The sequence below is a fragment of the Planctomycetota bacterium genome (genome assembly GCA_026387035.1).
GTDB lineage: Bacteria > Planctomycetota > Phycisphaerae > FEN-1346 > FEN-1346 > JAPLMM01.
Map to the genome: position 1 here is coordinate 1 of JAPLMM010000145.1, position 8,869 is coordinate 8,869.

Consider the following 8,869-nt stretch of genomic DNA (forward strand, 5'->3'; position numbering starts at 1 on the left):
CGTCACCAGGCGCACGGAATCGAGCATCAGGAGTTCCATCGTCATCCGCTGTTGCACGTTGCGAGCCGAGACGTTCTGGATTGTCTTGTCGGCGAAGCGCAGGGGGACGACGCGTTTTCGGCCGGCGTCGAATCGGCCGACGACCGGCGCTTCCTTGTCGCCGGCGCCTTTGAAAAGGACGAACTCGTTGGGCTGAAGGTCGTCGGCGGGCGGCTCGATGCCGTTCTCGCTCTCGAGGCCGCGCACCGCTGCCGCGTCGGCCTCGACCTCGCGGTAGCCGGTGTAGATGCGGTCGAAGTCCACCTTCTGCTTCTCGAAGTCCATCGTGCGGATGCCGAGGGCGTCGCTCTTGATCCGGGCGTTGATGTCCTTGGAGATGAAGGTCGTCGTCTTACCTTCCTGCATCAGGCGATACGCGACGCCGATGATGCGGTCGTCCGCGTTGCCTCCCGCCAGGATCGGATGCGACGGCGTCTGGTCGTCCATGACGATGCGGACGGTCCCGCCTGTTTCCCGGACGGCGACGCCTTCGGTCAGGCGCCCCCTGACGCGCAGCCGATCGAGAAAACGGATGACTTGGCGGGCGTGTCGGCTGATGTCGTCCGAACCCTTCTTGAACTTGTCCAGTTCCTCGATGACGCGGAACGGCAGGACGACCTCGTTGTCGGCGAACGCCGTCAGGGCGCCCGGGTCGTGCAGCAGAACGTTCGTGTCGAGGACGAAGTATTTCTTGGCCATGTCGGCTCCTTTTCCGTTCGTGCCTCCCTCGCCCTTGATGGGAGAGGGATGGGGTGAGGGTGAAAGGCCGTTCCCTTCATCCTTCTGCGGTTCCTTGCGCCAGCCCGGCGTAGCCCTGAGCCCGTCGAATGGGCGAAGACGGGTTCAATATTCATTATTCGTCGTTTCTTCCCCCCTCACCCTACCCTCTCCCGCAAGGGGAGAGGGAGAACAAAAACAGAGCATGTCCGTATGCTATCGGCGACGGGAAGGGGGTGCAAGGGATTGCTAAGGCCGCGCGACGGTGAAGAGCAACCAGCGGCGTTTGCGCTCTTGGCCGCGCGATCGTTCATTCTATCAGTCTTGCGCCCGTTGCCGCCGAGCCTCGTAGAAAACGACCGCGGCGGCAGCCGCGGCGTTCAGGGAACCCATCTGGCCGTGCTGAGGTATCCGCACGAGCGCATCGCACCGCTCCACGAGCGCCGCGCGGATGCCGTGCGTTTCGCTTCCGATGACGATGGCCGTCGGGCCGCGGAAATCGTGCGCGGTGATGAGTTTTTCCGCCTTCTCGCTCGCGGCGACGAGCGCGACGCCCGCCGCCTTCAACCGGGCGGCGAGGGCCGGAAGGTCCGCGACCTGAGCGATGGGGACGCGGCTGACGGCGCCGGCCGACGCGCGGGCGACCGCCGTCGTCACGCCCACCTGGTCCCGCTCGGCGATGAATATCGCGTCGAGGCCGAAGACCTCGGCCGAGCGAACGACGGCCCCGAAGTTCTGCGGGTCCTGGATGCCGTCGAGCACGGCATAGAGCGGTGCGGGCGGGCGGTCCGCCAAAAGCATCTCGGCATCGGCGTAAGGGAAGGGGCCCATCTTCGCCAGGTATCCCTGGTGCTCGGGCGAGTGGCAGAGTTGCTCGAGGCGTGCGGCCGCCTGGACCTTGATGGGGAAGCCGCGGCGTTCGGCAAGGGTGCGGGCGGCTTCCACCTCCTCGGCGGCGAGCGTCCCGGCCATGTGAAGTTCCAGGACAGGCCATGTGTCGGCCCGGAGGGTTTCCAGGACGACGTTCCGGCCCCAGAGCCAGCATTTCTGGTGGCTGCCGAGGACTTCCCGCCCACACTTGCGCTTTCGGTTGCCGGCCATGACGGCACCATAGCCGTTTCGGTTCTCGGCCGCAATGATTGGCTAAACGTTGTCCTGCCACAATGGCACCCGGGGGGTTGGGAAACCGGCCAAAAATGCGGTTCCGGCGGCAAGCGGCAGGTGAAGCCCGGGCGGGTGGCAACGGTGAAAAGCGGCACCAAAAGCCTTCCCAGGGGCGACTGGAAGCCGTTTCGCCCCATTTGGCGGGACCTTTGGCACCGTGTTTGCTCCAACCAGAGTTTCAGAGAGGCCGTGCATCCCCGCGCGGCCGTGGACGGGAAAAGGGTCCTGGATCCTTTTTCGGCGCCGGCTGTGTCCGAGACGAGAACTGGTTCTTCGGAAGCGAAAGGAGATTGGCGGCAATGGCAGCCAAAATGTTGGCCTTCGAGGGGGAAGCGAGGAGTCGGCTGCTGGCGGGCGTCGAGAAACTCGCCCGCGCAGTCCGTTCCACCCTGGGCCCGCGCGGACGCAACGCCGTCCTCGACAAAGGCTGGGGCGCCCCGACCGTCACGAAAGACGGCGTCACGGTGGCCGAGGAAATCGAACTCAAGGACAAGTACGAGAACATGGGCGCCCAGTTGGTGAAAGAGGCGGCGTCGAAGACGAGCGACGTCGCGGGCGACGGGACGACCACCGCCACGGTCATCACCGAGGCCATTTTCCGCGAGGCGCTGCGGAACATCACGGCCGGGGCCGACGCCATGGCCCTCAACCGCGGCATCCAGAAGGCCGTCCGCGCCGTCGTCGCGCACCTGGCGAAACTCTCCAAGCCGATCGACATCTCGAAGGGCGACGAGGTCGCCCAGGTCGGCACCATCAGTGCCAACGGCGACGCGTCGGTCGGCCAGATGCTGGCCGAGGCGTTCCAGAAGGTGGGCAAGGACGGCGTCATCACGGTCGAGGAGGGCAAGGGCCTCGAGACCACCGTGGACAACGTTGAGGGGATGCAGTTCGACCGCGGATACCTCTCGCCCCATTTCGTCACGGACCCCGACCGCATGGAATGCGTGCTGGAGGGGGCGTTTATCCTTATACATGAGGAGAAGATTTCGAACGTCAAAGGGTTGGTGCCCCTCCTGGAAAAAGTGAGCAAGGCGAACCGGCCCCTGCTGATCGTCGCCGAGGATATCGAGGGCGAGGCCCTCGCGACACTCGTCGTCAACAAACTGCGGGGCATCCTCAGCGTCTGTGCCGTCAAGGCGCCCGGCTACGGCGACCGGCGCAAGGCCATGCTCCAGGACGTCTCCACGCTGACCGGCGCCCAGCCGATTATGAAAGACCTGGGGATCCAACTCGAGAACATCACCCTGGCGCAACTGGGGACGGCCAAGAAGATCATCATTGACGACGACAACACGACGATCATCGAAGGGGCGGGCGACACGAAGGCCATCCAGGGCCGCATCGAACAAATCCGCCGCGAAATCGAAACCACCACCAGCGACTATGACAAGGAAAAACTCCAGGAACGGCTGGCGAAACTGGCGGGCGGCGTGGCCCAGGTGAACGTCGGCGCCGCCACCGAGACCGAGATGAAAGAGAAAAAGGCGCGCGTCGAGGACGCGCTCCACGCGACGCGGGCCGCCATCGAAGAAGGCATCGTGCCGGGCGGCGGCGTCGCGCTCCTGAGGTGCCTCGGTGCCCTCGACAAGGTGAAGACCGTGGGCGACGACGAGGCGACGGGCGTCGAGATCGTCCGGCGGGCACTCCAGGCGCCGGCCCGGCAGATCGTCGAGAACGCCGGTTACGAAGGCGCGGTCGTCGTCCGAAACATCCTCGCGAAGAGCGGCGCCTACGGTTTCGACGCCGACAAGGGCGAGTACGGCGACCTGGTGAAGGCCGGCATCGTGGACCCGACGAAAGTCGTGCGGACGGCGCTCGAGAATGCCGCGAGCGTCGCCGGCCTCCTGGTGACGACCGACGCCTGCATCGCGACGAAGCCGGAGAAGAAAGAGCCGGGCGGCCCTCCGGGCATGCCGCCGGGCGGCATGGGTGGCATGGGCGGCATGGGTGGTGGCATGGGCGGCATGATGTAAGGTGTGGGATAGTTAGCCGCCCGCCTTGGCGGGCGCGAATGTGTCGAACGAAAAAGGGTCAGCACCGAACAGGATGGAGACCGACCGATGAAAATCGAGCCACTGGATGACCGGATTGTCGTCGAGCAGATGGAAGCGGAAAAGGTGACGAAGGGCGGCATCGTCCTGCCGGACACGGCCAAGGAGAAGCCGCAACAGGGCCGCGTCGTCGCCGTGGGCCCGGGCCGGATGCTCGACACGGGCGAGCGTGCGAAACCGGCCGTCAAGCCGGGCGACGTCGTCGTGTACGCGAAGTACGGCGGCACGGAAGTCGAGGTGGACGACAAGGAGTACATGATCCTGCGCGAGGGCGACGTCCTGGCGAAGGTCGAAGGCGGAGCGAAGAAACCGGCCAAGAAACCGGCGAAGAAGGGCCACAAGAAGTAACGACGACCGTGTTTTTCAACGCAGAGAACGCGGAGAACGCAGAGAACGGCAAAGAAAGATGGTGGGGGAACGACAAATAGTAATGTATTTAGAATCTTGGCATTTTTCTCTGCGGTCTCTGCGCCCTCTGCGTTGAAACGGCGTTGTGAAACCAGGAGAGGAGATTCGTATGGCGAAGCAACTGCTTTACGGCGACGATGCGAAGCGCAAGATGGCGGCCGGCATCCGCAAACTCGCCGACGTCGTGCGCGTGACCCTCGGCCCGACCGGCCGCAACGTCATCCTCCAGAAGTCCTACGGCGGCCCGCGCGTGACGAAGGACGGCGTCACGGTGTCCAAGGAAATCGAACTCGAAGACAAGTTCGAGAACATGGGCGCCAAGATGGTGAACCAGGTGGCCTCGAAGACGGGCGACGACGCGGGCGACGGGACGACGACGGCCATCGTCCTGGCGCAGGCGATCTATGAGCAGGGCCTGAGGCACGTGACGGCCGGGGCGAACCCGATGGCGCTGAAGCGCGGCATCGACCGGGCGGTTGAGACAGCCGTGGCCGACATGAAGAAACAGAGCCGGCCCGTCAAAGGCCGCGAGTCCATCACCCAGGTCGCCACCATCAGCGCGAACAACGACCGCGAGATCGGAAACCTCATCGCCGACGCCATTGAAAAGGTCGGCCACGAAGGCGTCGTCACGGTCGAAGAAGGCAAGGCCATGGAGACCGTGCTCGACTTCACCGAAGGGATGCAGTTCGACAAAGGGTACCTGAGCCCGTACTTCATCACGGATCCGCAGACGATGCGGTGCGTCCTGGAGGACGCGCTGATTCTGATTCACGAGAAGAAGATCTCGAACCTGCGGGCGATGCTGCCGTTGCTCGAGAAAATCGCGTCGGGCGGCCGGCCGCTTCTCATCATCGCCGAGGACATCGAGGGCGAGGTCCTTGCCGCCCTGGTGATCAACCGGCTGCGCGGCACGCTGAAGGTGTGCGCCATCAAGGCGCCCGCGTTCGGCGACCGGCGCAAGGCGATCCTCGAGGATATCGCGGTGCTGACGGGCGGCACTTTTCTCAGCGAGGACCTCGGGGTGAACCTCGAGAACCTGGAACTGGGGCAACTCGGCCGCGCCAAGCGACTCCTCGTGGACAAGGATTCCACGACGATCATCGAGGGCGGGGGCAAGAAGCGCGAGATTGAGGACCGCATCGGCCAGATCCGCCGGCAGATCGAAGACACCACCAGCGACTACGACCGCGAAAAACTCGAAGAGCGCCTGGCGAAGTTGACGCACGGCGTGGCGATCATCCGGGCCGGCGGGGCCACCGAGGCCGAGGTCAAGGAAAAGAAGGCACGCATCGAGGACGCCCTCCACGCGACCCGGGCGGCCGTCGAGGAAGGCATCGTTCCGGGCGGCGGCGTGGTGTGCCTGCGGGCGATCCAGGCCGTCGAGGCGGCGCGCGAGAAGGCGCACGGCGATGAGAAACTCGGCGTGGACATTGTCGTGCGGGCCCTCGAGGAACCCATGCGCCAGATCGCCGGCAACGCCGGCCGCGACGGCTCCGTCGTCGTGGCCGAAGCGCGCGAAATGCCCAAGACGCACGGCTTCAACGCCCTGACGGGGGAGTACGGCGACATGGTGAAGATGGGCGTCGTGGACCCCGTGAAGGTGACGCGGACGGCGCTTCAGAACGCGGCGTCGATCGCGGCACTGATGCTGACGGCCGACGTGATGGTGACGGAACTTAAGGAGGACGAGGAAGAAGAACTCGACTCTGAGGAGGCGGTGGCGTAGACTGACGGGCGGCACGGCCGCGCGAGAAGGTTCCGGGGCGGTGGCGCGTGCCGCCGCCCCGTTTTTCTCAAAAGGCCCCGCCGGGGCAACCGATGGCGACGCAAGAAAGTTATTACGATATTCTCGGAGTCCCGCGCGGCGCCTCGGCCGACGAGATCAAGACCGGCTACCGGCAGTGCGCGATCAAGTACCACCCCGACCGCAACCCCGGCGACGCCCAGGCCGAGGCCCGCTTCAAACAATGTGCCGAGGCCTACGAGGTCCTCTCCGACCCGGACAAGCGCCGGCGGTACGACCAGTTCGGCAAGGCGGGCCTGCGCGGGACAGGCGTCCACGACTGGCAGCACGTGGACGTTCACGACATTCTGTCGATGTTCGGGGACCTCTTCGGGCTGGGGGATCTTTTCGGCGGGTTCGGCGGGGGGCGCGCCCGGTCGGGACCCCGGGCGGGGGCGAGCCTCCGGTGCACGCTGGACCTCGCGCTCGAAGACGTAGCGAAGGGCGTCGCGAAGACGCTCGACGTGCGGCGCCAGGAACCCTGCGAGCCGTGCAAGGGTAGCGGGTCGGCGTCGGGCAGGCGCGGGACGTGCAAGACGTGCGGCGGAGCGGGACGCGTCCAGCACGGCGGCGGGTTCTTCCGCATGGTGACGGATTGCCCGGCGTGCGGCGGGCGCGGGACCGTCGTCGCGGAACCATGCAAGGCGTGCCGCGGCAGAGGGTTCGTCCCGAAGAAGCAGACGATCGAGATTCAGGTTCCCGCGGGGATAGAGGACGGCCAGCGGATCCGCTACGCGGGCCAGGGCGACGCGGGGGAACCCGGGGCGCCGCGCGGCGACCTGTACGCGGAGGTCCGCCTGGAGCCGCACCCCCTGTTTGAGCGGCACGGTCGGGACCTCGTGTGCCAGGCGCCGATCAGTTTCACGCAGGCGGCGCTGGGAGCCGACCTGGAGGTGCCGACGCTCGACGGGCCGGACCGGATTTCGATCGCGCCGGGGACGCAGAGCGGCGACCTGTTTCGCCTGGCGGGCAAGGGGCTGCCCGACGTGCACGGGTATGGCCGCGGCGACATCCTCGTGCAGGTGGTGGTGGAGGTGCCGAAGCGGCTGTCGCGGCGTCAGGAAGAACTGCTCAGGGAACTGGCGGCGACGGAAGAGAAAGGCGTTTTGCCGCACCGCGAGAGTTTCCTCGAAAGACTGGCGAAGTACCTGCGGCAGGGAAACCACCACGGTAAAAAAGACGGAAAAAAGCCGAAACGTTAGTCCTACAGCGCTACTTGACTCTTTTGCGCGGTGGGTCTCCGCACCCACCGCGCAGAAAATGGCGTTCTCGGTCCGTGGCGCGGCGGTTCAGGAGAACCGCCGCGCAAAAACAGATTATGAAACCAGTTCTAGGACGGAGCGATGAGCGGAAAGAAAAAACATAGCGAGCCGGAGAACGGGCGGGAACCCGAGAAGCCCGAAGCGCAGCCGAAGGCGCCCCCGGAGCCGCCGGCCGGAGAGAATCCGCTGGCGGCGAAAACGCGCGAGTGCGAAGAACTCCTCGACCGCCTGAAACGGACGACCGCCGATTATCTGAACTTCCAGAAGCGGATGGAGCGGCGGCTGGAGGAAGTGAAGCGGTTCGCGGTGCGGGACCTGTTGCTGGACGTCCTGCCGGTCATCGACAACTTCGAGCGGGCCCTCGCGCACGCCGAAGAGCAACCGGAGTTTCAGGCGTTGCTGGACGGCATCCGCCTGGTGCACGACCAGTTGCTGGCGGCTCTGCGGAAGCACGGCGTCGAGCGGATCGAAGCGGAAGGCAAGCCCTTCGACCCCGAGCATCACGAGGCGGTGGCCCATCTGCCGAGCGAGGAACATCCGGAAGGACACGTGGCGGGCGAGATGCAGGCGGGGTACCGGCTGCACGACCAGACGCTCCGTCCGAGCCGCGTGTCCGTCTCGAGCGGCATGGCCGAGGAATCGCCTGCGCCGGAAGGCAAGGGCGAACGCGAAGGCGAGCCGGACGAAGACGATCCCGGCGCGCCGGGAGCGGAAGACTAGGGGAACGAGGATGCCGACTTACGAGTACGAGTGCGGGGCGTGCGGGCATCGGTTCGAGCGATTTCAGTCGATCACGGCCGACCCGATCCGCGTGTGCCCGTCGTGCAAGAAGCGCAAGGTGCGCCGGCTTCTCGGGAAGGGCGGGGCGGTGCTGTTCAAAGGGTCCGGGTTCTACACGACGGACTACCGCAGCGCGTCTTACAAGGAAGCGGCCCGTAAGGAAAGCGGCGCGGGGAAGACCTCAGAGGCGGGGAAGAAGAAAGGCGCGGAGGACAAGCCGGGCGCGAGCAAGGACTAAGCCGAAGGAGTGGCCCATGGCCGAACAATGCCGATACTGCAAACGCCGGCTGGACCGGGCGGACGCCCAGCACGCGCGCTACTGGCCGTTCTGCTCCGAGCGGTGCAAGATGGCGGAACTGGGCCACTGGTTCGAGTGGCGGTACGTAATCGGCCGGCCGGTGGATGAGGTGGCGGACGACGCTGCCCTGAAGGCCCCGGCACCGCCGAGAGGGAAGCCCGGCGGCGGGTCGAATAGTTCTTGACACCGCCGCGCGCTCGGCACAAGATGGGGAGGTTGAAGCGTCCCGGCGTTTCGGCCGGGCCGTGCGGTCACCTGTCGGCGACCTAGCGCAAGGAGGAGCCCATGTCCGAGGAAACGCACGAAATCCAGGCAATCAACTGGCGTCAGTGCTTCTCGTTCCAGGAGATTCTTCGGTCGTTCC

At 65.8% G+C, this 8,869-nt stretch carries 9 protein-coding genes; 7 read left to right on the plus strand and 2 right to left on the minus strand.

Features of this window, described 5'->3' with window-relative positions; all coding sequences use genetic code 11:
* Together NTX40_04905 and NTX40_04910 are read right to left on the minus strand one after the other, a co-directional pair.
* On the minus strand, positions 1-738 hold a 738-nt coding region (locus NTX40_04905; GenBank protein MCX5648422.1), incomplete at its 3' end, for a PIN domain-containing protein.
* Between the two features lie 336 nt (positions 739-1,074).
* Entirely contained in the window at positions 1,075-1,857 is a 783-nt protein-coding gene (locus tag NTX40_04910; protein ID MCX5648423.1) for an RNA methyltransferase, read from the minus strand.
* A 362-nt stretch (positions 1,858-2,219) separates the two neighbouring features.
* Here NTX40_04910 and groL (NTX40_04915) point away from each other — a divergent pair, with 362 nt between their 5' ends.
* The 7 genes from groL (NTX40_04915) to yacG all read left to right on the plus strand — a co-directional run bounded on the left by groL (NTX40_04915) (position 2,220) and on the right by yacG (position 8,689).
* Positions 2,220-3,893: a chaperonin GroEL gene (groL, locus tag NTX40_04915; protein MCX5648424.1), complete on the plus strand. Its 1,674-nt coding sequence runs from the start codon at positions 2,220-2,222 to the stop codon at positions 3,891-3,893.
* 87 nt (positions 3,894-3,980) lie between these two features.
* Positions 3,981-4,319 carry a co-chaperone GroES gene (gene groES, locus NTX40_04920; GenBank protein ID MCX5648425.1) on the plus strand — a complete coding sequence of 113 codons (339 nt, stop codon included), beginning with the start codon at positions 3,981-3,983 and terminating at the stop codon, positions 4,317-4,319.
* A 169-nt stretch (positions 4,320-4,488) separates the two neighbouring features.
* Entirely contained in the window at positions 4,489-6,108 is a 1,620-nt protein-coding gene (groL, locus tag NTX40_04925) for a chaperonin GroEL (GenBank protein ID MCX5648426.1), read from the plus strand.
* 92 nt (positions 6,109-6,200) lie between these two features.
* On the plus strand, positions 6,201-7,367 hold the full coding sequence (gene dnaJ, locus NTX40_04930) for a molecular chaperone DnaJ (GenBank protein MCX5648427.1): 1,167 nt from the start codon (positions 6,201-6,203) through the stop codon (positions 7,365-7,367).
* Between the two features lie 141 nt (positions 7,368-7,508).
* The gene (gene grpE / locus NTX40_04935; GenBank protein ID MCX5648428.1) at positions 7,509-8,147 is read left to right on the plus strand and encodes a nucleotide exchange factor GrpE; all 639 of its coding nucleotides are present in this window, start codon (positions 7,509-7,511) and stop codon (positions 8,145-8,147) included.
* A gap of 10 nt (positions 8,148-8,157) precedes the next feature.
* On the plus strand, positions 8,158-8,445 hold the full coding sequence (locus tag NTX40_04940; protein ID MCX5648429.1) for a zinc ribbon domain-containing protein: 288 nt from the start codon (positions 8,158-8,160) through the stop codon (positions 8,443-8,445).
* A 16-nt stretch (positions 8,446-8,461) separates the two neighbouring features.
* Positions 8,462-8,689 carry a DNA gyrase inhibitor YacG gene (gene yacG / locus NTX40_04945; protein ID MCX5648430.1) on the plus strand — a complete coding sequence of 76 codons (228 nt, stop codon included), beginning with the start codon at positions 8,462-8,464 and terminating at the stop codon, positions 8,687-8,689.
* Positions 8,690-8,869 lie beyond the last annotated feature (180 nt).